The organism is Micromonospora sp. C97 (assembly GCF_018070385.1).
Taxonomy (GTDB): Bacteria; Actinomycetota; Actinomycetes; order Mycobacteriales; family Micromonosporaceae; genus Micromonospora; species Micromonospora parva.
In genome coordinates, this window is sequence record NZ_JAGPXU010000024.1 from 60,932 (window position 1) to 83,924 (window position 22,993).

22 protein-coding genes are annotated in these 22,993 nt (G+C 72.7%); 2 read left to right on the plus strand and 20 right to left on the minus strand.

Going from position 1 to position 22,993, the window contains the following annotated elements; genetic code table 11:
• Positions 1 to 27 precede the first annotated feature (27 nt).
• Genes KBX26_RS25010 through pyrR form a run of 6 tightly spaced genes read right to left on the minus strand, consistent with a single transcriptional unit; the run spans position 28 to position 8,364 of the window.
• Entirely contained in the window at positions 28 to 1,086 is a 1,059-nt protein-coding gene (locus KBX26_RS25010) for a quinone-dependent dihydroorotate dehydrogenase (RefSeq protein WP_210866548.1), read from the minus strand.
• A complete protein-coding gene (gene carB / locus KBX26_RS25015; protein WP_210866549.1) occupies positions 1,083 to 4,430 on the minus strand; it encodes a carbamoyl-phosphate synthase large subunit in 3,348 nt (1,115 codons plus the stop codon). The genes KBX26_RS25010 and carB overlap by 4 nt, the downstream gene beginning before the upstream one ends.
• Complete coding sequence (gene carA / locus KBX26_RS25020) at positions 4,423 to 5,586, minus strand: glutamine-hydrolyzing carbamoyl-phosphate synthase small subunit (protein WP_210858684.1); 1,164 nt, start codon at positions 5,584 to 5,586, stop codon at positions 4,423 to 4,425. The genes carB and carA overlap by 8 nt, the downstream gene beginning before the upstream one ends.
• Positions 5,583 to 6,860: a dihydroorotase gene (locus KBX26_RS25025; RefSeq protein ID WP_210866550.1), complete on the minus strand. Its 1,278-nt coding sequence runs from the start codon at positions 6,858 to 6,860 to the stop codon at positions 5,583 to 5,585. Before KBX26_RS25025 ends, carA begins: the two co-directional genes overlap by 4 nt.
• A complete protein-coding gene (locus KBX26_RS25030) occupies positions 6,857 to 7,783 on the minus strand; it encodes an aspartate carbamoyltransferase catalytic subunit (RefSeq protein ID WP_030335650.1) in 927 nt (308 codons plus the stop codon). The genes KBX26_RS25025 and KBX26_RS25030 overlap by 4 nt, the downstream gene beginning before the upstream one ends.
• Complete coding sequence (gene pyrR, locus KBX26_RS25035) at positions 7,780 to 8,364, minus strand: bifunctional pyr operon transcriptional regulator/uracil phosphoribosyltransferase PyrR (RefSeq protein ID WP_030335648.1); 585 nt, start codon at positions 8,362 to 8,364, stop codon at positions 7,780 to 7,782. The genes KBX26_RS25030 and pyrR overlap by 4 nt, the downstream gene beginning before the upstream one ends.
• 288 nt (positions 8,365 to 8,652) lie before the next feature.
• Between pyrR and KBX26_RS25040 the strand changes: the two genes are divergently transcribed.
• Positions 8,653 to 9,141 carry a transcriptional regulator gene (locus KBX26_RS25040; RefSeq protein WP_007458348.1) on the plus strand — a complete coding sequence of 163 codons (489 nt, stop codon included), beginning with the start codon at positions 8,653 to 8,655 and terminating at the stop codon, positions 9,139 to 9,141.
• Between the two features lie 75 nt (positions 9,142 to 9,216).
• Here KBX26_RS25040 and nusB read toward each other — a convergent pair whose 3' ends face one another.
• The 5 genes from nusB to KBX26_RS25065 all read right to left on the minus strand — a co-directional run bounded on the left by nusB (position 9,217) and on the right by KBX26_RS25065 (position 12,876).
• A complete protein-coding gene (gene nusB, locus KBX26_RS25045; RefSeq protein WP_184188983.1) occupies positions 9,217 to 9,627 on the minus strand; it encodes a transcription antitermination factor NusB in 411 nt (136 codons plus the stop codon).
• 23 nt (positions 9,628 to 9,650) lie between these two features.
• Positions 9,651 to 10,208, minus strand: a complete 558-nt coding sequence (gene efp / locus KBX26_RS25050) for an elongation factor P (RefSeq protein ID WP_007458344.1) — start codon at positions 10,206 to 10,208, stop codon at positions 9,651 to 9,653.
• Positions 10,209 to 10,306: 98 nt separating this feature from the next.
• The gene (gene aroQ, locus KBX26_RS25055; protein ID WP_030335643.1) at positions 10,307 to 10,732 is read right to left on the minus strand and encodes a type II 3-dehydroquinate dehydratase; all 426 of its coding nucleotides are present in this window, start codon (positions 10,730 to 10,732) and stop codon (positions 10,307 to 10,309) included.
• Positions 10,733 to 10,787: 55 nt separating this feature from the next.
• Positions 10,788 to 11,867 carry a 3-dehydroquinate synthase gene (gene aroB, locus KBX26_RS25060; protein ID WP_030335642.1) on the minus strand — a complete coding sequence of 360 codons (1,080 nt, stop codon included), beginning with the start codon at positions 11,865 to 11,867 and terminating at the stop codon, positions 10,788 to 10,790.
• A gap of 10 nt (positions 11,868 to 11,877) precedes the next feature.
• The gene (locus tag KBX26_RS25065) at positions 11,878 to 12,876 is read right to left on the minus strand and encodes a YafY family protein (protein ID WP_210866551.1); all 999 of its coding nucleotides are present in this window, start codon (positions 12,874 to 12,876) and stop codon (positions 11,878 to 11,880) included.
• A 79-nt stretch (positions 12,877 to 12,955) separates the two neighbouring features.
• Here KBX26_RS25065 and KBX26_RS25070 point away from each other — a divergent pair, with 79 nt between their 5' ends.
• Positions 12,956 to 13,684 (plus strand): alpha/beta fold hydrolase, encoded by a 729-nt coding sequence (locus tag KBX26_RS25070; protein WP_210866552.1) that lies wholly within the window; start codon positions 12,956 to 12,958, stop codon positions 13,682 to 13,684.
• 122 nt (positions 13,685 to 13,806) lie between these two features.
• Here the strand turns inward: KBX26_RS25070 and KBX26_RS25075 are convergent, their stop codons facing one another.
• The 9 genes from KBX26_RS25075 to KBX26_RS25115 form a co-directional block, all read right to left on the minus strand.
• A complete protein-coding gene (locus tag KBX26_RS25075; protein ID WP_030335636.1) occupies positions 13,807 to 14,310 on the minus strand; it encodes a shikimate kinase in 504 nt (167 codons plus the stop codon).
• On the minus strand, positions 14,310 to 15,488 hold the full coding sequence (gene aroC, locus KBX26_RS25080) for a chorismate synthase (protein WP_030335634.1): 1,179 nt from the start codon (positions 15,486 to 15,488) through the stop codon (positions 14,310 to 14,312). Before aroC ends, KBX26_RS25075 begins: the two co-directional genes overlap by 1 nt.
• A gap of 118 nt (positions 15,489 to 15,606) precedes the next feature.
• Positions 15,607 to 16,530, minus strand: coding sequence for a glycosyltransferase family 2 protein (locus KBX26_RS25085; RefSeq protein ID WP_030335631.1), 924 nt, complete (start codon positions 16,528 to 16,530; stop codon positions 15,607 to 15,609).
• Positions 16,527 to 17,195 carry a glycosyltransferase gene (locus KBX26_RS25090; RefSeq protein WP_051708748.1) on the minus strand — a complete coding sequence of 223 codons (669 nt, stop codon included), beginning with the start codon at positions 17,193 to 17,195 and terminating at the stop codon, positions 16,527 to 16,529. Before KBX26_RS25090 ends, KBX26_RS25085 begins: the two co-directional genes overlap by 4 nt.
• Positions 17,192 to 17,671: a polysaccharide biosynthesis protein gene (locus tag KBX26_RS25095; RefSeq protein ID WP_030335627.1), complete on the minus strand. Its 480-nt coding sequence runs from the start codon at positions 17,669 to 17,671 to the stop codon at positions 17,192 to 17,194. The genes KBX26_RS25090 and KBX26_RS25095 overlap by 4 nt, the downstream gene beginning before the upstream one ends.
• 215 nt (positions 17,672 to 17,886) lie before the next feature.
• Positions 17,887 to 19,149, minus strand: a complete 1,263-nt coding sequence (locus KBX26_RS25100) for a hypothetical protein (protein WP_210866553.1) — start codon at positions 19,147 to 19,149, stop codon at positions 17,887 to 17,889.
• Positions 19,146 to 20,048 carry a sulfotransferase domain-containing protein gene (locus KBX26_RS25105; protein ID WP_030335624.1) on the minus strand — a complete coding sequence of 301 codons (903 nt, stop codon included), beginning with the start codon at positions 20,046 to 20,048 and terminating at the stop codon, positions 19,146 to 19,148. The genes KBX26_RS25100 and KBX26_RS25105 overlap by 4 nt, the downstream gene beginning before the upstream one ends.
• Positions 20,049 to 20,056: 8 nt before the next feature.
• Positions 20,057 to 21,694 carry a lipopolysaccharide biosynthesis protein gene (locus KBX26_RS25110; protein ID WP_210857830.1) on the minus strand — a complete coding sequence of 546 codons (1,638 nt, stop codon included), beginning with the start codon at positions 21,692 to 21,694 and terminating at the stop codon, positions 20,057 to 20,059.
• Entirely contained in the window at positions 21,691 to 22,983 is a 1,293-nt protein-coding gene (locus KBX26_RS25115; protein WP_247675070.1) for an O-antigen ligase, read from the minus strand. Before KBX26_RS25115 ends, KBX26_RS25110 begins: the two co-directional genes overlap by 4 nt.
• Between the last annotated feature and the right edge of the window lie 10 nt (positions 22,984 to 22,993).

Sequence of the window (22,993 nt, forward strand, 5' to 3'; positions counted from 1 at the left end):
GCCGGGTCAGCACCAGGCTGGCTACGGTCACCGGCCGGCGACGGGGTCCGGTGCCGTCGACGGGGGCGCGGACCCGGCGGTCGCGCGGACGGCGGCCCGCACCAGGTCCGGACCCCGGTAGATGAAGCCGGTGTAGAGCTGCACCAGGGCGGCGCCGGCATCGAACATCCGGGCCGCGTCGTCCGGGTCCAGCACACCACCGACGCCGATGATCGGCAGCCGGCCGCCGGTCTCACGGTGCACGAACGCGACCACGTCGCGGGCCCGCCCGGTGAGCGGCCGACCGGAGAGACCACCGGCCTGCGCGCCGCGCTCGACGTCGACGCCGGCGAGCCCGTCGCGCGACAGGGTGGTGTTGGTGGCGATCACCCCGGCGGCGCCCCGGGCCAGGCAGACCTCCAGCAGCTCGGCGATCGCCGCCTCGGTCAGATCCGGCGCGATCTTGACCAGCACCGGCTTCTCCCCCACCAGCGCGCCGAGCAGCGCGTCCAGGTGGGCGCGGTCCTGCAACGACCGCAGACCCGGGGTGTTCGGTGAGGACACGTTCACCGCGAAGTAGTCACCGTGCCCGCGCAGCGCCCGGTACGAGGCGAGGTAGTCCTCGACCGCCTCGTCGAGCGGTGTCACCTTGGACTTGCCCAGCGAGATGCCCAACGGCACCCCGAGCGGGCGCGGCAGCGCCGCCAGCCGGGCGGCCAGCGCGGCGGCACCGGCGTTGTTGAAGCCCATCCGGTTGACCACCGCCTCGCTGGCCGGCAGCCGGAACAGCCGGGGCCGGGGGTTGCCCGGCTGGGCGTGCGCGGTGACCGTGCCGACCTCCACGAACCCGAAGCCGAGCGCCGGCCAGGCCGGCAACGCCGCGCCGTCCTTGTCCATGCCGGCGGCCAGGCCGACCGGGTTGGGGAAGCGCACCCCGAACACCGTGCGCGGCGCGGCGACCGCGTACCGGGACCGCAGCGCGGCCAGCGCGGCCGGCCGCCGCGACACTGCCGCCAGCCGCCGCAGCGTCCACTCGTGCGCCGTCTCGGCGTCCCCGCCGCCGAGCCGGAACAACCACGGCCGTACCGCCCGCTCGAACACTGTCACTGGGCCGCCCGCAGGATGGCGTGCAGGTCCTGCAGAGGCCGGACCTGCATGTCGCCGCGTATACGCGCCTCGATGCCCATCACCGCCGCCGCCGCGCCGGGAACGGTGGTGATGCAGGGGATGTCCGCGGTGACGGCCGCGCTGCGGATCTCGTAGCCGTCCGAGCGGGCGCTGGCACCGGAACCCTGCGGGGTGTTGATCACCAGCGCCACGTGGCCGCCGCCGATCAACGACACCGCGTCATCGCCCGCACCGGCCTGGTAGTGCTTGCGGATCTGCTCACAGGCGATGCCGTGGCGGCGCAGCACCTCGGCCGTGCCGGCGGTGGCGACAATCTCGAAGCCCAGATCCGCCAGCCGCTTGATCGGGAAGATCATGCCGCGCTTGTCGCGGTTGGCCACCGAGACGAAGATCTTCCCGGCGGTCGGCAACGACCCGTACGCGGCCGACTGACTCTTGGCGAAGGCGTGCCCGAAGTTGGTGTCGATGCCCATCACCTCGCCGGTCGACTTCATCTCCGGGCCGAGCAGCGAGTCGATCCCCTTGCCCGCGCGGGTCCGGAAGCGCTTGAACGGCAGCACCGCCTCCTTCACCGCCACCGGGGCGTCAGCGGGCATCGTGCCCCCGTCCCCGGTGGCCGGCAGCAGGCCCTCGGCGCGCAGCTCGGCGATGCTCGCCCCGAGCGCGATCCGCGCCGCCGCCTTGGCCAGCGGCACCGCCGTGGCCTTGGAGACGAACGGAACGGTCCGCGACGCGCGCGGGTTGGCCTCCAGGACGTAGAGCACGTCGTCCTTGAGGGCGTACTGCACGTTGAGCAGGCCCCGCACGCCGACGCCCCGGGCGATCGCCTCGGTGTAGCGGCGCACCTCCGCGAGGTGCGAGCCGGCGAGGGTGATCGGCGGGAGCGCGCAGGACGAGTCGCCGGAGTGGATGCCGGCCTCCTCGATGTGCTCCATCACGCCGCCGATGTAGACCTCGCCGTCGGCGTCGCAGAGCGCGTCCACGTCGATCTCGATGGCGTCGTCGAGGAACCGGTCCACCAGCACCGGGTGGTCCGGGGAGATGTCGGTGGCCCGGCCGATGTAGTCGCGCAGCGTCGGATCGTCGTAGACGATCTCCATGCCCCGCCCGCCCAGCACGTACGACGGCCGGACCAGCACCGGGTAGCCGATCTCGTCGGCGATGGCCTTCGCCTCGTCGTACGAGGTGGCCATGCCGTGCGACGGCGCGCGCAGCCCGGCGCGGGCCAGCACCGCGCCGAACGCGCCCCGCTCCTCGGCCAGGTGGATCGACTCCGGGGAGGTGCCGACGATCGGCACACCGGCGTTCTTGAGCCGCTGTGCCAGCCCCAGCGGGGTCTGCCCGCCGAGCTGCACGACCACCCCGACCACCCCCGGCCCGCCGGCCGCCCGGCCGGACGAGTCCTCCGCGTGCCAGACCTCCAGGACGTCCTCGAAGGTCAGCGGCTCGAAGTAGAGCCGGTCGGCGGTGTCGTAGTCGGTGGAGACCGTCTCCGGGTTGCAGTTGACCATGACCGTCTCGTAGCCGGCCGACCGCAGCGCCTGCACCGCGTGCACGCACGAGTAGTCGAACTCGATGCCCTGCCCGATCCGGTTCGGGCCGGAGCCCAGGATCAGCACCTTCGGCCGGTCCGACGGCACGACCTCGGTCTCCAGGTCGTACGTCGAGTAGTGGTACGGCGTGGTCGCCTCGAACTCGGCCGCGCAGGTGTCCACGGTCTTGTAGACCGGGCGCACGTCGAGGCGGTGCCGCAGGGTCCGGACGCCGTCCTCGGCGGCCAGCTCCGGGCGGAGCGCGGCGAGCTGCCGGTCGGACAGACCGGCCCGCTTGGCGCGGCGCAACAGGTCGGCGTCGAGCACCGGCGCGTCGACGATCTCGGCGCGCAACTCGATCAGCGCGGCGATCTGGTCCAGGAACCACGGGTCGATCCCGCCGGACGCCTCGGCGACCTCGGCGATCGACGCGCCCAGGCGCAGCGCCCGCTCGACTGTGTACAGCCGGCCGTCGTGCGGGATCCGCAGCGCGGCGAGGGTGTCGGCGAGGGTGACGCCCGCCGGGTCCGGCACGGTCCAGAAACCGGCCGACTTCGTCTCCATCGAGCGCATCGCCTTGTTCAGCGCCTCGGTGAAGTTACGCCCGAGGCTCATCGCCTCGCCCACCGACTTCATCGTGGTGGTCAGCTCCGGGTCCGCGCCGGGGAACTTCTCGAACGCGAACCGGGGGATCTTCACCACCACGTAGTCGAGGGACGGCTCGAACGCCGCCGGAGTCTTCAACGTGATGTCGTTGGGGATCTCGTCGAGGGTGTAGCCGATGGCCAGCTTGGCGGCGATCTTCGCGATCGGGAAGCCGGTCGCCTTGGAGGCCAGCGCCGAGGACCGCGACACCCGGGGGTTCATCTCGATCACGACGATCCGGCCGTCGACCGGGTTGACCGCGAACTGGATGTTGCAGCCGCCGGTGTCCACCCCGACCTCGCGCAGCACGGCGATGCCCAGGTCACGCAGGCGCTGGTACTCCCGGTCGGTGAGCGTCATGGCCGGCGCCACCGTGACGCTGTCGCCGGTGTGCACACCCATCGGGTCGATGTTCTCGATCGAGCAGACCACCACCACGTTGTCGTGCCGGTCGCGCATCAGCTCGAGCTCGTACTCCTTCCAGCCGAGCACGCTCTCCTCAATGAGCACCTCGTGCACCGGGCTGGCGGCCAGGCCGTCACCGGCGATGCGGGCCAGGTCCTCCGGGGTGTGCGCCATGCCGGAGCCCAGGCCACCCATGGTGAACGACGGGCGGATCACCACCGGCAGGCCCAGCTCGGCGACGGTCGCCTCGACCTCCTCCATCGAGTGGCAGACCCGGGAGCGGGGCACCAGGCCCGCCGGGTCCTCGACACCCAGGCGTACGCCGGCCTTGGCGACGATCTCCTTGAAGAGCTGGCGGTCCTCGCCCCGGTTGATGGCGTCGATGTTCGCGCCGATCAACTCCACGCCGTACTTCTCCAGGACACCGTTCTCGTGCAGGGCGACGGCGGTGTTCAGCGCGGTCTGCCCGCCGAGGGTCGCGAGGATCGCGTCCGGGCGCTCCTTGGCGATGACCAGTTCCACGAACTCCGGGGTGATCGGCTCGACGTACGTCGCGTCGGCGAACTCCGGGTCCGTCATGATCGTCGCCGGGTTGGAGTTGACCAGGCTGACCCGGATCCCCTCGCTGCGCAGGACCCGGCAGGCCTGGGTGCCGGAGTAGTCGAACTCGCAGGCCTGCCCGATGACGATCGGCCCGGAGCCGATCACCAGGATGTGCTTGAGATCGGTCCGCTTAGGCATTGCTGCGCCCCTTGCTGTGGTTCCGGCCCTCGATGAGCTCGGCGAAACGGTCGAAGAGGTAGTCCGCGTCGTGCGGGCCGGCCGCCGCCTCCGGGTGGTACTGGACGGTGAAGGCGGGCACGTCGATCGCCCGCAGCCCCTCGACCACGTTGTCATTGAGGCAGACGTGGGACACCTGAACGCCGCCGAAGTCGGTGTCGATCACCTGGTCGGGGACGACGGCGCCGACGCCGGCACCGGGCACCTGGACGGCGAAGCCGTGGTTGTGGCTGGTCACCTCGACCTTGCCGGTGACCCGGTCGAGCACCGGCTGGTTGATCCCCCGGTGGCCGTAGCCCAGCTTGTAGGTGCCGAAGCCGAGCGCCCGACCGAGGATCTGGCTGCCGAAGCAGATGCCGAACAGCGGCACCTCCCGCCGCAGCGCCTCCCGGGCCAGCGCCACCGGCGCGTCGGCGGTGGCCGGGTCGCCCGGGCCCGGCGACAGGAAGATCGCGTCGGCGCCGGTGGCGAGCATCTCGTCGATGGTCGACGACGCCGGCAGCACGTGGGTGGTCACCCCGCGGGTGGCCAGCCGCCGCGGCACGTTGCGCTTGATGCCCAGGTCCAGTGCGGCCACCGTGAACCGGTGCTCGCCGACCGCCTCGACGACGTACGGCTCGGTGGTGCTCACCTCGGCGGACAGGTCCGCGCCGACCATCTGCGGGGCCTGGCGGACCCGGGTCAGCAGACGCTGCGGGTCGGTCTCGACGCTGGAGATGCCGACCCGCATGGCCCCGCGCTCGCGCAGGTGCCGGGTCAGGGCCCGGGTGTCCACCCCGCTGATGCCGACCACACCCTCGGTGGCGAGGCGGTCCTCCAGCGAGCCGGTGGCGCGCCAGTTCGAGCCGATCCGGGCCGGGTCGCGCACCACGTAGCCGGCCACCCAGATCCGGCCGGACTCGTCGTCCTCGCCGTTGACGCCGGTGTTGCCGATGTGCGGGGCGGTCTGCACCACCACCTGCCGGTGGTACGACGGGTCGGTCAACGTCTCCTGGTAACCGGTCATGCCGGTGGTGAAGACCGCCTCGCCGAAGGTCTCCCCGACACTCCCGTACGCCTCACCGGGGAACGTGCGCCCGTCCTCCAGTACGAGGATCGCGGAACGTCTGCGCGTCACTTGGTTGCCTTTCCGTCCAGGACCGTCGGCTCGCCGCGCAGGAAGGTCGCCACGATGCGACCTGGCAGCGTCATGCGGGCGTACGGGGTGTTGCGACTGCGACTGGCCAACTCCGCCGGCTCGATGGTGCGGCGGGCGGCCGGGTCGATCACTGTCAGGTTGGCCGGCACACCCGGCGCGGGGTCGACGCCGTGCCCGGTGAGGCCGGCGATCCGGGCGGGGGCGCGCGACATCCGCTCGGCGATCAGGTCCCACTGGGGACCGAGCACGTCCAGCGCGATGGAGAGGGCCGTCTCCAGACCGAGCATGCCCGGCCGGGCGTACGCCCACTCGCACTCCTTGTCCTCCACCGCGTGCGGGGCGTGATCGGTGGCGATCACGTCGATCACCCCGTCGGCGAGGGCGGCGCGCAGCGCGGTGACGTCAGCGGCCGTCCGCAACGGCGGGTTGACCTTGAAGACCGGGTCGTAGGTCTCGGCCTTGACGTCGGTGAGCAGCAGGTGGTGCGGGGTCACCTCGGCGGTCACCCGTACCCCCCGTGCCTTCGCCTGGCGCAGCACCTCGACGCTGCCGGCGGTGGAGACGTGGCAGACGTGCAGTCGGCTGCCCACGTGCTCGGCGAGCAGCACGTCCCGGGCGATGATCGCCTCCTCGGCGACCGCCGGCCAGCCGATCAGGCCGAGCCGGGTGGAGACCTCGCCCTCGTGCATCTGGGCGCCCTCGGTGAGCCGGGGCTCCTCGGCGTGCTGGGCGATGATCCCGTCGAACGCCTTGACGTATTCCAGGGCGCGGCGCATCAACTTCGGGTCGGCGACGCAGTGCCCGTCGTCGGAGAAGATCCGCACCCGGGCCGCCGAGTCGGCCATCGCGCCCAGCTCGGCCAGCCGTTCGCCGGCCAGCCCGACGGTGACCGCGCCGATCGGCTGCACGTCGACCAGGTTGGCTTCCCGGCCGAGGCGCCAGACCTGCTCGACCACACCGGCGGTGTCCGCCACCGGGGAGGTGTTGGCCATCGCGCACACGGCCGTGTAGCCGCCCAACGCCGCCGCCCGGGAACCGGACTCGACGGTCTCGGCGTCCTCCCGGCCGGGCTCGCGCAGGTGGGTGTGCAGGTCGACCAGGCCGGGCAGGGCGACCAGACCGGTGCCGTCGATGACTGTGGCGTCCGGCGCGGTCAGGCCGGGACCGACGTCGGCGACCACGCCGTCGCGGATCAGCAGGTCGGTCGGCGCGGCGCCGACGACGCTCACGCTGGTGATCAGGTACGCGGTCACCGGTTGTTCCCTCCGAGCAGCAGGTAAAGGACAGCCATCCGCACGGAGACCCCGTTGGTGACCTGTTCGACGATGGTGGAGCGGGGTGAGTCGGCGACCTCGGGGGTGATCTCCATCCCCCGGTTCATCGGGCCGGGGTGCATGACGATCGCGTGCTCGGGCAGCCGGCGCATCCGCGGCCCGTCCAGCCCGTAGCGGCGGGCGTACTCGCGGGCGGAGGGGAAGTAGGAGTCGTTCATCCGCTCCCGCTGCACCCGCAGCATCATCACCACGTCCACGTTGGGTAGGACGGAGTCGAGGTCGTAGGAGACGTCGGTGCCGGGGGCGAGCGCGCCCGCGATGTCGACCGGGATGAGGGTCGGCGGGCCGACCAGGGTGACCTTGGCGCCGAGGGTGGACAGCAGCAGCACGTTGGAGCGGGCGACCCGGGAGTGCAGCACGTCCCCGACCACCGCCACCGACAGGCCGGCGAGCCGACCCAGCCGGGCCCGCATGGTGTACGCGTCCAGCAGCGCCTGGGTGGGGTGCTCGTGGGTGCCGTCGCCGGCGTTGACCACCGACCCGTCCACCCAGTTGGCCAGCCGGTGCGGCGCGCCGGAGGCGGGGTGTCGGACGACGACGGCGTCCGCACCCATGGCCTGCAGGGTCAACGCGGTGTCCTTCAGGCTCTCGCCCTTGGTGACGCTGGACCCCTTCGCGGAAAAGTTGATCACGTCGGCGCTGAGTCGCTTCGCCGCCGCCTCGAAGGAGATCCGGGTCCGCGTGGAGTCCTCGTAGAAGAGGTTCACCACGGTCCGCCCGCGCAGCGCGGGAAGCTTCTTGATCTCCCGGCCGGCGACGGTGGCCATCTCGGCGGCGGTGTCCAGGATCTCGGTGGCGGTGTCGGCGTCCAGGTCACCGCCGGAGAGCAGGTGCTTGATCATGAGTTTGCTCCCCCGTACAGCTTGACCTCGTCGACGCCGTCGGTTTCGGCGAGCGTCACCTTCACGCTCTCCGCGAGCGAGGTCGGGATGTTCTTGCCGACGTAGTCGGCGCGGATCGGCAGCTCCCGGTGACCCCGGTCGACCAGGACGGCCAGTTGCACCGACGCCGGGCGGCCCACGTCGTTGAGCGCGTCCAGCGCGGCCCGGACGGTGCGGCCGGAGAAGAGCACGTCGTCGACCAGGATGACCCGTTTGCCGTCGATCCCGCCGGAGGGCAGCTCGGTCGGGCCCACCGCGCGGGTGGCGTGCCGACGGAGGTCGTCGCGGTACAGGGTGATGTCGAGCACACCCACCGGGACGACGACGTCCTCGAAGGTGCTGATCCGGTCGGCGAGGCGTCGGGCGAGCGGGGTGCCCCGGGTGGGGATCCCCAGCAGCACCGTGTTCGCGGCGCCCTGGGTCTTCTCCAGGATCTGGTGGGCGATGCGGTCGACCACGCGTTGCACGTCGGCGCTGGCGAGGATCACCTTCACCGAGGGTTGTCGCGGTGGTGACGAGCGGGCAGCCGGTGGGTATGCCACGGCGGACCTCCTTCCCCGCCTCACGGGACGGGTCGTTAAAGGATGTCGGGCACCTCCGGCCGGACCGCTGAGCAGACCTGGACCGGGGCTCCCGCCACGTTACCAGTGGTCACCGGGCCGATGGACGGCGGCTGCTGACCACCGGGTCAGGCGTGGGAAAAGGGGATAACTTCCCGGACGCTCCCCAACGGTAGGGTCACGACCACTTGACCACGTGTCGCATTCCCCGTACCGTCACGCTCCGTAGCGATCGACGGGAGAACCCCGAGCAGCACTGGGAGTGTCCGAATGCCCTCTGAATACGCCAAGTCTCTGGGCGCCCGCCTGCGCTCCATCCGCCAGCAGCAGGGTCTCTCCCTGCAGGGTGTGGAGGAGAAGTCGAACGGGCGGTGGAAGGCCGTGGTGGTCGGCTCGTACGAGCGTGGCGACCGGGCCGTGACGGTGTCCCGTCTGGCCGAGCTGGCCGAGTTCTACCGCGTACCCGTCTCGGAGCTGCTGCCTGACGGCAGTGGCGTCCGTCACGAGCCCACCAGCAAGATTGTCCTGGACCTGGAGCGGCTCTACGACGAGGCCTCCGAGGACCTGGCCTACGTGGCCCGCTACGCCCGCGCCATCCAGCAGCAGCGCGGCGACTACAACGGTCGGGTGCTCTCCATCCGCGCCGACGACCTGCGGGCCCTCGCGATCGTCTACGACGCCTCACCGTCGGGTCTGATCGAGCGGCTCACCGAGCACGGCGTGCTGGTGGCCGACCCCCGGGCGTTCTTCGCCTCCTGATCCACCGCTGCACCGAAGGGGCCCGTGCCGGATGGCACGGGCCCCTTCGTGTTGCGGCGTTCGTCGGCGCGACGCTCAGCGGGTGGCGTACTCGGCGATCCGGCCGAGCACCCCGTTGAGGAAGCGCGGCGAATCGTCGGTCGACATCTGCCGGGCCAGTTCCACGGCCTCGCTGATCGCCACCGCGTCGTCGATCTCGTCGACGTAGAGCAACTCGTAGACGGCGATCCGGGCCAGATTGCGGTCGACGACCGGCATCCGCTCCAGCGTCCAACCCTCGGCGTAGCTGGCGATCAGCTCGTCGATCCGGTTGAGGTGCTCGGCGACGCCCTCGACCAGGCCCACCGCGTAGCCCAGATGCTCCGGCCGGGGCTGCTCGATCCGCTGCACGTAGCCGGCGAGCACCTCGACCGGAGGTTTGTCCCGAAGGTCGGCCTCGTAGAGGACATCCAGCGCCCGCTTGCGCGCCTTGCGGCGCGCCGGCATCTGCTGCTTGGCACCCTCAGCCATCAGGCGCGGCCGAGGTAACGGCCGTCGCGGGTGTCGACCTTGATCTTCTCGCCGGTGGTGATGAACAGCGGAACCGGCACGGTGGCGCCGGTCTCCACGGTCGCCGGCTTGGTGCCGCCGGTCGAACGGTCGCCCTGCAGGCCCGGCTCGGTGTAGGTGACCTCCAGCACGACGCTGGTGGGCAGCTCGATGTAGAGCGGCACACCCTCGTGCTGGGCGACGGTCGCCTCCGCCTCGGGAAGCAGGTAGTTGGCTGCCTCACCGACGGTGCCACCGGGCACGGTGATCTGGTCGAAGGTCTCCAGATCCATGAAGACGAAGTCCTCGCCGTCGGCGTACAGGTACTGCATCGTGCGCTTGTCAACGGTCGCGGTCTCGACCTTGGTGCCCGCGTTGAAGGTCTTGTCGACCACCTTCCCGGACAGCACGTTCTTCAGCGTGGTGCGCACGAAGGCACCACCCTTACCGGGCTTGACGTGCTGGAACTCGACGACGGCCCACAGCTCGCCATCCAGGTTGAGTACCAGGCCGTTTTTGAGGTCGTTGGTGGAGGCCATTTCCTGCCTTGATCATCAATTGGCGGACAGACCTGGCAAGTCTACAAGCTGCGTCGAATCGGACCGCCCCGCGTTCGGAGCGCTCAGTCGGTGGGCCCTCAGCGGCTGGCCAGATGGTGCAGGGCGAGGCGATAGCCGTCAATGCCCAGACCGCAGATCACACCGGTCGCCACCGCCGACACCACCGAGTGGTGCCGGAACTCCTCACGGGTGTGGATGTTGGAGATGTGCACCTCCACCAACGGCCCGCGCAGCATCGCGCAGGCGTCCCGCACGGCGTACGAGTAGTGCGACCAGGCGGCCGGGTTGAGCACCACCGCGGCGCCCTCGTCGGCGGCGGTGTGCAGCCAGCCGAGCAGTTCGTGCTCGGCGTCGGTCTGCCGGACCGTCACCGTCAGCCCCAGCTCCCGACCGGTGGTCTCGCAGAGCGCCACCAGGTCGGCGTAGGTGGTCGCGCCGTACACGTCGGGCTCACGGGTGCCCAGCCGGCCCAGGTTCGGCCCGTTCAGCACGTAGACCCTCACGGTGCCTCCGTCGTTCGCGACTGCGGGGCTCGCAAACCCGGCTCACTCCTCGCGCTCACGGGCTGGCCACCTCCTGGTACGCCGCCGCCAGCAACGCGTCGTCCGGACCCTCCAGCATTGCCGGGCGGGCCAGCCCGTCGAGCACCACGAAGCGCAGCCGACTGCCCCGGGTCTTCTTGTCCACCCGCATCGCGGCCAGTAGCTGCGGCCAGGCGTCGACCGGGTAGCTCACCGGCAGGCCCAGCGCGGTCAACGTGACCCGGTGCCGGTCGGCGGTCGGCGCGTCCAGCCGCCCGGCGAGGCGGGCCAGCGTGGCCGCGTACACCAGACCGACGGCGACGGCGTGACCGTGCCGCCAGCGGTAGCCCTCGTGCTGCTCGATGGCGTGGGCCAGGGTGTGACCGTAGTTGAGCACCTCCCGCAGGCCCGACTCGCGCAGGTCGCCGGCGACCACGTCGGCCTTGACCCGGATCGCCCGTTCGATCAGCTCCCGGCTCACCGCCGCACGCGGGTCGGTGGCGGCCACCGGGTCGGCCTCGACGAGATCCAGGATCGTCGGGTCGGCGATGAACCCGCACTTGACGACCTCGGCCAACCCGGCCGCCAGGTCGACAGCGGGCAGGCTGTCCAGCGTGGCCAGGTCGGCCAGCACCCCGACCGGCGGGTGGAACGCGCCGACCAGGTTCTTGCCGGCGGCCGTGTTGATGCCCGTCTTCCCGCCCACCGCGGCGTCGACCATGCCCAGCAGCGAGGTCGCCACCGGCACCCAGCGCACCCCCCGCAACCAGCAGGCCGCGACGAAGCCGGCCAGGTCGGTGACCGCGCCGCCGCCCACCCCGACCACCGCGTCGGTACGGGTGAAGCCCGCCGCCCCCAGCCGGTCCCAGCAGGCGGAGGCCACGTCGATGTGTTTGCCCGACTCGGCGTCGGGGACCTCGATCGGCAGCGGCTCGACGCCGGCGGCGCGCAGCCGCTCGCCGAGCGCGTCCGCGAGGGCCTTGAGCGGAGGCGCGTGCAGCACCGCCACCCGCGTCGCGCCGGGCAGCAGGCCAGGCAGCGCGCCCAGCAGGTCACGTCCCACCAAGACGTCGTACGGCCGCTCGCCGCCGACCGGAATCCGGGTCACCTCGTCCATCGCCGGCAGCCTAGTCCAGTGGGCGGCGCGGCGACGGCGGCTGTCCACCTGCTGGCCGGGCCGCCCAGTCGGCCAACCGGCGGGCGTGCTCGGCCACCGCGACGCGCAGCGCGTCCGGACGCCGCACGGTGAACGGACAGCCCAGCCCGGCGAGCAGCGCGGCCATCCCGGGCAGGCTCTCCGCCCGGGCCCGCAGCAGCACCCCGTCGGTGGTGACGGTCAACTCGGCCACGCTGGGCGGGATCCGGCGGCGGGCGGCCACCAGGTCGGTCTCCAGCACCACCTCGACCTCGTGCGGGTACGGCACCCCGGCCAGCGACCGGGTCACAAAGGCCACCGCCTCGAAACCGTCCGGCACGGTGAACGTCGCCAGGCCGGGCGTCACCGCGCCGATCCGGTCCAGCCGGAAGGTCCGGACCTCCCCGCGCCGGTGATCGTGGCCGGTGACGTACCAGCGGCCGGCGTGGAAGACCAACCCGTACGGGTCGAGCTCGCGGTGCGATCGTTCGCCCCGCCAGGAGCGGTAGTCCAGCGCCACCCGCTGCCGGTGCCGGGCGGCCGAGGCCAGCGCGAGCAGGGTGCCCGACGCCGGTCCGCGTTCCGCTTCCGGGCGACGCAGGGTGAAGCCCAGATGCTCCTGGACGGCAGCGAGCCGGTCGGCGAGCGCCGCCGGCAGCACCCGGCGGATCTTCGCCAGCGCGCTGGCGGTGGCGGGCTGCTCGGTGGCGAGCCCGACCCGTTCGGCGACGACGAGACCGAGCAGCACGGCCACCGCCTCGTCGTCGGTGAGCATCAGCGGCGGCAGCTTGTAGCCGGGGTGCAGCCGGTAGCCGCCGTGGCGACCCCGGTCGGCGGTGACGGGGATGCCCAGCTCGACAAGCGTTGTCGCATACCGGCGCACGGTCCGCTCGTCCACGCCGAGCTGGCCGGCGAGGTCGGCGGCCGTCGACCGGTGCCGGCCCTGCAGCAGTTCCAGCAGGGCCAGCACCCGACCTGCGGGATGTGACACGGGCCACTCCTCCAAACCGGGCGGATCCTGTCCGGATTCGATCGTACGGTCTAGCGGTAACCGAGCAAAGGAGCGACAGATGGCGACATTCGTGCTGGTCCCGGGGTTCTGGCTGGGCGCCTGGGCGTGGCGGGACGTGACCGCCGCGCTGCGGTCGCAGGGGCACGAGGTCCACCCGATGACACTGACCGGGCTGGCCGAACGCGACCACCTCGCCGGGCCCCAGGTCAGCCTGGACACGCACACCACCGACATCGTCCGGCTGATCGAGGTCGAGGACCTGCGCGACGTCCTGCTGGTCGGGCACTCCGGCGGCGGGATGCCGGCAGCCCAGGCCGCGGACCGCGTCCCGGACCGGATCGCCCGGGTCGTCTATGTGGAGAGTGGACCGTTGCCGGACGGCACGGCGCAGTTCGACACGCTGCCGCCGGAGGAGCAGCAGCGGCTGCGCGAGGCGATCGGCACCGGGCACCTGCTGCCGCCGCCCGCCTGGGAACCGGCCGCCGACCCGACCAACCTGGCCGGCCTCGACGAGCCGACGCTCGCGCTGCTGCGCACCCGGGCCACCCCGCAGCCGCTGCGGACCGCCACCGACCCGGTCCGACGCACCGGCGGGCGCTCGGTGCCGACCGCGCTGGTCGCCAGCACCATCCCGCTCGACGTGGTGCGGCAGATGATCCGACAGGAGCACCCGTTCTTCACCGAGCTGACCGACGGCCAGCTGCACGGGTTGCCCACCGGGCACTGGCCGATGCTCAGCGAGCCGAAGGCCCTCGCCGACATCCTCGACCAGATAGCCCACAGCTGACCCAGACCCCGCCCCCTGCGCCGATCTTGCGCTTCCGGTTGGCGACATGGGCGCAACTGCCCCTTATGCCGGGGCAGAAAGTGCAAGATCGGCGCAAGAGGGGGGCGACAACGACGGGGGGGTTAGCGCGGGAGCAGGGCGGTGAGCTCGGCGACGACCTCGGCCGGGGTTCGGCCGTCGGTGATCACCGTTTCCGTGGCCACCTCGGCGTAGAGCGGCCGGCGCTGGTCCAGCAGGTGCTTGAGGGTGGCCCGCGGGTTGATCGCCAACAGCGGGCGTCCGGCGCCGAGCCCGACCCGCTTCACCGCGTCGGGCAGCTCGACCGAGAGGTGCACCACCCGGTGCCCGATCAGCGCGGCCCGGGTCTCCTCGGCCAGCACCGCGCCGCCGCCGAGGGCGAGCACTCCGGTGCCGGCGGCCAGCGCCGCGGCCACGGCGGCCCGTTCCAGGGTACGGAAGTGCGCCTCACCCTCGTCGATGAAGATCTCCGGGATCGGCTTACCGGCCATCTGCTCGATGTCGATGTCGGTGTCCCGGAACTCCACGCCGAGCGTCGCGGCGAGCGCCCGCCCGACGGTGGTCTTGCCGCAACCGGGCGCGCCGACCAGCACGACCACCGGTGCCATCAGCGGATGACCAGCGCGTCGAGGTAACCGGCCACGTTGCGGCGGATCTCGGTGACCGAGTCACCGCCGAACTTCTCGGTGGCCGCCTCGGCGAGCACCAGCGCCACCATCGCCTCGGCGACCACCGCCGCGGCGGGCACCGCGCACACGTCGGAGCGCTGGTTGATGGCGGTGGCCGGCTCGCCGGTGGCGACGTCCACGGTGGCCAGCGCCCGGTTCAGCGAGGAGATCGGCTTCATCGCGGCGCGGACCCGCAGCGGCTCACCGGTGGTGATGCCGCCCTCCAGCCCGCCGGCCCGGTCGGTGACCCGGCGCACGCCGGTCGCCGACGGGATGATCTCGTCGTGCGCCTCCGAGCCACGGGATCGGGCCTGCTGCCAGCCGTCACCGATCTCCACGCCCTTGATCGCCTGAATGGACATCAGCGCGGTGGCCAGCCGGGCGTCGAGCTTGCGGTCCCACTGCACGTGGCTGCCCAACCCCGGCGGCACCCCGTACGCCAGCACCTCGACCACGCCACCGAGGGTGTCGGCGGCCTTCTTCGCGGCGTCGACCTCGGCGACCATCAGGGCGCTGGCCTCCGGGTCGAGGCAGCGCAGCGGGTCGGCGTCGATCCGGGCGGTGTCCGACGGAGTGGGGCGCAGCCCCGGCTTCGCGGCCACCGGGCCCAACTCGACGACGTGCGAGACGATCTCGATGCCGAGCGCCTGCCGGATCAGCGCCTTCGCGACAGTGCCGACCGCCACCCGGGCGGCCGTCTCCCGGGCGCTGGCGCGCTCCAGGATCGGCCGGGCGTCGGTGTGGCCGTACTTCTGCATGCCGGCCAGGTCCGCGTGGCCCGGCCGGGGGCGGGTCAGCGGGGCGTTGCGCGCCTGGCGGGCCAGCTCGTCCGGGTCGACCGGGTCGGCGGCCATCACGGTCTGCCACTTCGGCCACTCGGAGTTGCCGACCCGGATCGCCACCGGGCTGCCCAGGGTGACGCCGTGCCGCAGGCCGCCGAGCAGCTCGACCTCGTCCCGCTCGAACGACATCCGGGCACCCCGGCCGTAACCCAGCCGGCGACGGGCCAGCTCGTCGGCGATCTCGGTGGTGGTCACCTCGATGCCGGCCGGCACCCCCTCCAGCATCGCGACGAGGGCGGGACCGTGCGATTCACCTGCAGTCAGCCAACGCAACACAGCGGTCAGTCTGTCACGGCCCGCCACCGGCGCGGCACGCTCCCCGGACCGTCCCGCCCAGCGGACGCCGCCGCCCGCTGAGCCGGACGTCCTGTGCCCCGCACCCGTCGACGGCGGCTCAGATCCCCCGACCGCGCTTGTGCAGGGTGCGTAGCACCGCGTCGGCCCGGACCACCCGACCGGCGACGGCGAGGGCCAGGTAGGCGCGCGGCTCCCGGGGGTTGCTGCGCAGGGTGCGCCGGGCCCAGCGCAGCGCGCCCCGGCGGTCGCCGGCGGCGGCCTGGGCGAACGCGATCTGCCCTGCCACCCGGGCTTCGCCGGCCGGTTGACCGGCGAACTCCGGATAACGCCGCAGCAACCACTGCAACGCCTCCGAGATGGTGTCCCAGCGCTGCGCGAAGTACGAGCGCTTGTGCCAGCGGACCAGCACCGACGGCGTCCGCAGGTTGATCAGCGGCGCGCTGCGCGCGGCCCGCAGCAGGAACTCGTAGTCCTCCGCGTAGCTGCCCGGAATCTCCTCGTCGACCAGCCCGAACCCGTCGCGCAGCGCGGTGGCGCGGATCAGGAAGGTCGACGGGTGCAGCTCCGTCATCCGGTCGCGCAACAGGTCGTCCAGGGTGATCCGGTCCTTGTCGAGCACCCGGTCGACGGTGTGCCCGTCATAGGTGACCCGGATGCCGCAGCAGACGAACTCGGCGGCCGGATCACCGGCCAACGCGTCGACCTGGGCGGCCAGCTTGCCGGGCAGCCACTCGTCGTCGTCGTCGCAGAACGCGACCAGCTCACCCTCGGCCGCGAGGGTGCCGCTGTTGCGCGCCCCGGCCAACCCGGCGGTACGGGTGTTGCTGATCACGCGTACCACGCGGGTCGGGTCGCTGCCCAGCGCTGTCAACGACTCGTCGGGCGCGGACTGGTCGAACACCACCACGACCTCGATCGGGCCCGGGTAGTCCTGCGCCAGGATCGCGCGCACCGCCGCCCGCAGCAGCTCGGGGCGGTCCCGGGTGGGCACCACGACGCTGACGCTCGGCTGCTGGGTCATCGAATCTCCTCCGTACCCGGACGCGGCCGGGACCAGGCCCGCCACCGGGGTGGGCGCGGGGTCGAACGGGCCACCAGGTCGTCGATGATCTGCCCGACCCGGGCCACCGCCGCCCGTTGTGCCTCGTGTGCCTGCGGGTCGGCGGCCACCGCGTACCGGGATGGGTCGGCCACCCCTGCGGTCAGCGCGTCGTGCAGCGCCTCCCGGGTCTCGCAGAGCGCCACCAGCCCGGCGGCGCCGAGCCGGCGGGCGAAGAGAAGCTGATGGTTGTCGACGTGCTCACCGCGAGCCGGGTCGCGGGGCACCACGATGGGCAGGTGGCCGTGCCGGCGGGCCTCCAGGATGGTCGCCGGGCCACCGTGGCAGACCACCAGGTGCGCGTCGCTCATCGCCTGTTGCAACGCGTCGTGACCGAGGAACGCCACCGCGCCGGGCACCTGGGGCGCGCGGGTGTGCCCGTGCTGGACGGTCAGCCCGATCGGGACGGCGGCCTGCGTGTGCCACTGCGCCAGCCAGTCCACGAGCCGGTCGAACTGGTGCTTGTCGGTGCCCACCGCCACCAGCAGTCGCAGCTGGGCGACCGCCGAGCTGTCGCGCTGGCGCGGCAGGCGGGCCGCCTCGGTGCTCGGTTGCGGACGCCAGGCGGTGCCCGTCTCCCCCGTCACAGCAGCGTCCCGACGACTGTCGCCTCGGGGTACTGCCGGCGCTGCTCGTCCCACTGCACGAGCATCGCGGACAGGAACGGCCGGCAGAGCCGGGCGGTGAGCGTCGGGGTGTCGATCCGGTCGTACACCTCGATGTAGACGGTCGGGATGCGCCGCAACCGGGCCAGCACCACGAACGGCACCGCCACCCCGGCGCCGGTGGTGACCACGGCGGCGACCCGCCGCGCCCGCAGCACACGCCAGGCCAGCAGCGCGTTGCGCAGCAGGTTCGGCACGTTGCGGGTGGTCGGGTGGTGTGCCGGCACCAGGTCCTCGCCGGCCAGCAGCGACACCGCCTCCGGGGTGTCGAAGGTGACCCAGCAGCGCCGCCACCGTTCGTACCAGGGCCGCAAGGCCAGTAGTTGGGCCAGGTGCCCGCCGCTGGAGCCGACCAGCAGCAGCACCGGTGCCCCACTGTCGTCGTTGTTCGTGTCCACGCGACTCCCCACAAGTTCGCTTGGAATTTCAGTTCACGCCAGGCAGAAGCAGATCACACGATCCCCGGTCGTTGAATAGAGCGACCGGCCGAGATGACGATCTCCGCAGCAGGTGGTGCGGGCGCACCGAACGTCCGAGGTCCATCGATCGTCATGACCACCTGCGATTTTGTCGTTACTCTGCGGCGTGCCTGCGCCGCCGCGATTCCTCCCGATCAGCCGCTATGTCTTTTCTCGATGACGTCCAACAGTGCGGGATGCAGTGCGGCGTTCCAGCCCGCGCCCGCGTCGGCCAGCCGCCAGGTCCGCAACCACATCTCCACCAGGTACGCGTCGGCGACGAGCCGGCGCTGCGCCGCGTCGAGACCGAGCCGCTCACCGTGCCGGCTCAGATACCCGTCGACGGCCGACGCGGCGACCTCCGCCGGCTCCCCCCGCAGCACGAGCGCGCGCTGGAACGCGTCGTGCGCCAGGTCGAAACCGACCGGCACGTCCGGCCCGCTGTGCTCCCAGTCCCAGGCGACCAACCGGCCGGCGTGCCAGCCCAGGTTCCACGGCACCCAGTCGCCGTGCCAGTGACCGAACTCGACACTGGTGTCGCCGTGCCGGCGGGCCAGCGCGCAGACCGCGGCGACCGCCCGCGCACCGCCCGGCTCGGTCGCCGCGGCCCGGCCGGCCTGATCGCCCAGCCGGTGCAGGAAGGCCGAGTCGAGCAGCGGACGAGGGGTGCCTGCCGGGCCGCCGCGCCGGGCGACGGCGAGCAGCGCGGCGATCCGTGGTGGGTCGTCCACCGGCACACCGCGAACCGCGGGAGGCAACGGCTCGATCACCGCGACCACCTGGCCCGCCCAGGACACCTCGGCGAGCAGCCTCGGCGGCGTCGGGTGGTCGGCGACGTCGGCCACCGCGGGCAACGCCCGCAGCGCCGCCGCCTCCGCGCTGACCAGCGCGCGGGTCGCGTCATTCCAGCCGATCTTCGCGTAGCCGCGCGGACGCCCGTCGGCGTCGAAGAGCTGCAGGGTGGGCTTGCCGTTCGGGTCGGGTGGGCGGACCCCGAAAGCGGCCAGCAGTGGCGTGTCACCCAGGTCGGCGGAGAGCCGCTCGCTCAGCAGCAGGTCCGCGGCGGGCACCCCGGCCGGCACCGTGACGGTCAACGTCGGGAAGGGCGCGAGCCCCACCCGACCCAACCGGGCCAACCCGCCGAGCACCGCCCGCAGCGCGCGCACCTTCGGTGGCCGCAGGGCGTTGTACGCCAGCAGGGACGCCGCCCCGGCCCGGGGCGCGCCCAACGGCACCAGGAACCGGGCCCGGTCGACCGACGGCACCACCGCGTACCGGGCCACCGCCCGGTGACCGGCCGGCGGGGCGCCCGCCACGGTCAGGCCGACCCGGTCGTCCGGGAAGACCGCGCGGCTCACCCAACCCAGGCCGTCCCCCCGGGAGCGCGGGTCGGTGGCCGGGCCCGCCTGGGTCGTCACGCCGCCCGGTCCGCCCAGTCGAGGTCCAGCCCGAGCCGCTGGCGCAACGCGTCGTTGTACGGCCGGTAGTAGTCGGTCAGCTCAGCGCGGACCGTCGGCTCCAACGGCGCCGAACGTCGATCGTTGTAGACCTTGAAGTTGGGCAGGTCGTACGCCGGCAGACCGAGGAAGTCCAGGGTGCGCCGGTAGGTCGCGCGAGAGTCGCGGTACAGGTCCTCGCTGGGCAGGAAGAGGATCTGCTGCCGGTCGAAGCGCTCCAGCCACGGCTCCAGGTGCTCCAGGTAGCGCCCCCGGGCCCGGTACGTGTACCAGTCGTACGGCTCGCTGAACGACTCCGGTTCGGCGATCAGCCGTTCCCGCTCCCCCGCCGTACGCTCCGGCTCGGCGGCGAGGGCGGCGGCGAAGTCCAGTGGTTCGATGCCGTGGGTGCGGCGTTCCTTCCAGTGCGAGTACGCCCGCTCCACCGGGTCCCTCAGCAGCACGATGAGCTTCACCGTCGGCATCAGCGCGGCGACCCGCTGCGCGGCGAGCGGGTGGAACATGTACAGCGGGGCGGCCTCACCGACCCGGACCGGCCCACCGTGCCGCTTGGCCAGGGCGTCGCGTTGCCGCTCGGTCGGGAAATGCGAGCGGTACCAGGCTTCGCCGCGACCCCAGTGCTCCTCGAAGTAGTGCGCCGACTTGGTGTTCCACGCGGGGAACAGCCGGGGCACCAGCGGATGCTGGATGAGGTAGTTCCACAGCGAGGTGGTGCCGCCCCGTTTGGTCCCGATGATCAGGAAGTCCGGCAGCGGCCGGCGATCGCTGGTGCGAACGCCGTAGTCGACGAGCGACTCCTTCACCCGGGTGGTCACCTGGGTCGGAACCAACTGCTTGACCCGGTCACGCATGGACACCACGACGGACCTCACCTGCCTCTCGTCGATGCCGGGGCGGGTCCGGCGGCCGCGGCCGCGTCGTTCCCTCCACGGATCTGCCTCATGGTCCCCCGGATACCGGCGCGTACCCGGGGCAACGTCAACATGCCGACGCAGCCGGCCAGCAGCACCGCCAGCGCCACCGCGAGGCCGGGCAGACCGCGACCGCCCACCAGTGCGCCGACGCCGGCGGCCAGGCCCACACCGGCGACGGTGGCCACCGCGGCACGCACCATCGCGGCGTCGAACAGTGGCTCCCGAACCACCGACCGGGCGAACCCGGCGGCGGTGAGGTTCTCGGTGGCGATCCCGGCCGCCCAGGCCACCGCCGCGCCCGTCGCGCCGTACAAGGGGATCAGCCAGAGACCCAGCGACACGGTCACCGTCAACCCGGCCACGGCGGCGACCAGGTGCAGGCCGCTGCGCCCGCCCATCAGCAGCAGGCTCTGCACGTTGCCCACTCCGGTGTTGACCAGCATCGCCAGCGCGAGCACCGTCATCGCCGGCACCCCGGCGGTGAACTCCGGCCCGAACAGCTGGAGGAAGGCCAACGCGAAGACCGCCAGCAGCAGGTACACCGGCCAGGACAACACCAGGCCCCAGGTGGTCAGCTGCCGGTGCACGGCCGCCGCGGCGGCCCGCTCGCCCCGCCCGAGCAGTCGGGACAACTGCGGGGACACCGCCACCCGCAGCCCCTGCATGGCCAACTGACCGGCCAGCACGTACCGGCCGACGGCCCCGAACACGCCGGCGTCCGCCGGCCCGGCCAGCGCCGAGGTGAGCAGCACCCCCACCCACATGCTGCCGGCGTCGATGGCCGCCGAGGCGGCCCGGGGCAGCGCGAAGCGCCAGAACGTCAACCAGTCGGCGCGGCGTGGACGCAGCGTCGCCCCCCGGCCCAGCCCGAGCGGGCCGGCGACGAGGGTGAGGCAGACCAGCAGCGCCAACGCCGCCGGCACCAACCAGCCGGTCATGCCGGCGAGCAGACCACCACCGGCCAGCGCGGCGGCGCCGACCAGCACCGGGCGGGCGACCGGCAGCAGCAGGAACTGCACCCCGACGTACGCCCGGATGGGCCGTACGCAGCGCAGCGCCGCCAGCAGCAAAGTCATCGCCACCACCACCGGCACCGCGGCGAACGTGACGGTGAGCAGTGTGTCGCCGCTCGCGCCGGAGCCCTCCAGCAGCCGGGGCGCGAGCGCGTCGGCGGCCAGCACGCCCACACCGGCCACCAGGAGCCCGGCCAGCAGGGGCGGGATCAGCGCCACCGGGAGGATCCGCGCCGCGTCACCGCGCACACCGGCGGTGCGCCGGGGCAGCGCCCACATCAGACCGGTCTCCGCGCCGAGGGTGCAGATCGCGGTGGCCACGGTGACGACACCGATCGCGGCGAAGAACGCGCCCGCGCCGGCAGTGCCGTACCCCCGGGTGATCACGACGGCCAGCACGAACCCGAACAACCCGCTGGTGGCCGCGCCCAGCAGGCCGGCCACCCCGCTGCGCGCGCTGCGGCGGGTCTCGGCCGCGCCGACGTCCCCGGCGGGCGACGGTGTGGCCTGGTCCTGGGCGGGGCCGGACGGCGGCCGGCCCCCGTCGGCACCGGCCGGTGGTCGGGTGACGGCGGTCATGCGGGCACCGTCACGGTGCGCGGGGCCGCCGGCGACGCCCCGACCAGCCGGGTCAGCCGTTCGCGTTCGGTCAGCGCCATCGCGAAGGCGACGGCGAAGAACGCGACCGCCAGGTTCTGGTTCGCCATGCCGTAGAACGGGATCTGCACGAGGCAGACCACCGGCACCACCGCCAACCACTGCCCGGCCGCCGATTTCGCCCGCGCGCAGATCACCGCGGCGGCCCCGAACCACGCCAGGAAGCAGAGAAGCGCGGGTACGCCATGGCTGAACAGCACCATCCACAACTGCCCCTGGGTGCCGATCGGCGCGGCCGCCGACACGGTGTCGACGTTCACCGGAGCGCCGTAGCCCAACCACGGTGACTCCTGCACCCGGCGGATCACCTCGGTGTAGAGCGAGAGCCGGTCGGTGTTGGTGTCACTGGAGTCGACCCGTCTGCTGATCAGCTCGGTGATGGGAATGAACAGTGTGGCCAGCGCGCCGATCACCACCACCCCGACGATCGACGCGGCCACCCGGACGTTGCCGCGCAGGCTGGCCCGCACCCCGAGCACCGCCAGCCCGGCGCCGAGGCTGAGGAACATCGCCCGGTTGAGGGTGAGGAACGCCGGTGCCAGCGACAGCGGCAGCGACGCCAGCAGCGCCCAGCGCAGCAACCCGCGCGGGCGCAGCATGGCGAAGGCCACCACGCACGGCAGGGTCATGGCGTACGCGCTGCCGTAGTTGTTGGTGTACGCGAACGGCGCCGCCGGCCGGTAGATCGGGTTCAGCGAGCGGGCGCTGTACTCAGCCGTGGTGAGGTGCACCATGTCCTGGATGAACGGGGTGCCGGCCACCCCGCCGGGCAGCAGCACCTCCATCGGGGTCGTCATGGCCAGCCGGGGCACCAGCACCCCGAGCCAGCCCAGCGCGACCAGCCCGAACCAGAACGTGCAGAGCGGGGTGAGCACCGCCACCAGGCTGGAGCGTTCCCGGGCGGCGGCGTAGACGTAGACGCCGACCACCAGCGCGGTCAGGTAGAAGGCCAGGCGCAGGGCGAAGGTGAGCAGCGAGGCGGGCGACGACAGTTGGGTGGCGCTGACCACCACGATGGCGAGGAAGAGCAGCCAGATGCCGGCCGCCGGCGGCAGCGGCACCCGCCCCCGGGTGAGCAGCAACGCGAACAGCAGCGCGCCCAGCAGCGGCCAGCCGAGGTAGAACGCGCCGAGCAGCCACCACAGTGGCACCAGGCCGAACATCATCGACAACGGCCAGAGCGGCAGCTGCGGTGGCGCGGACGGCGGCAGCGGCGCGGCC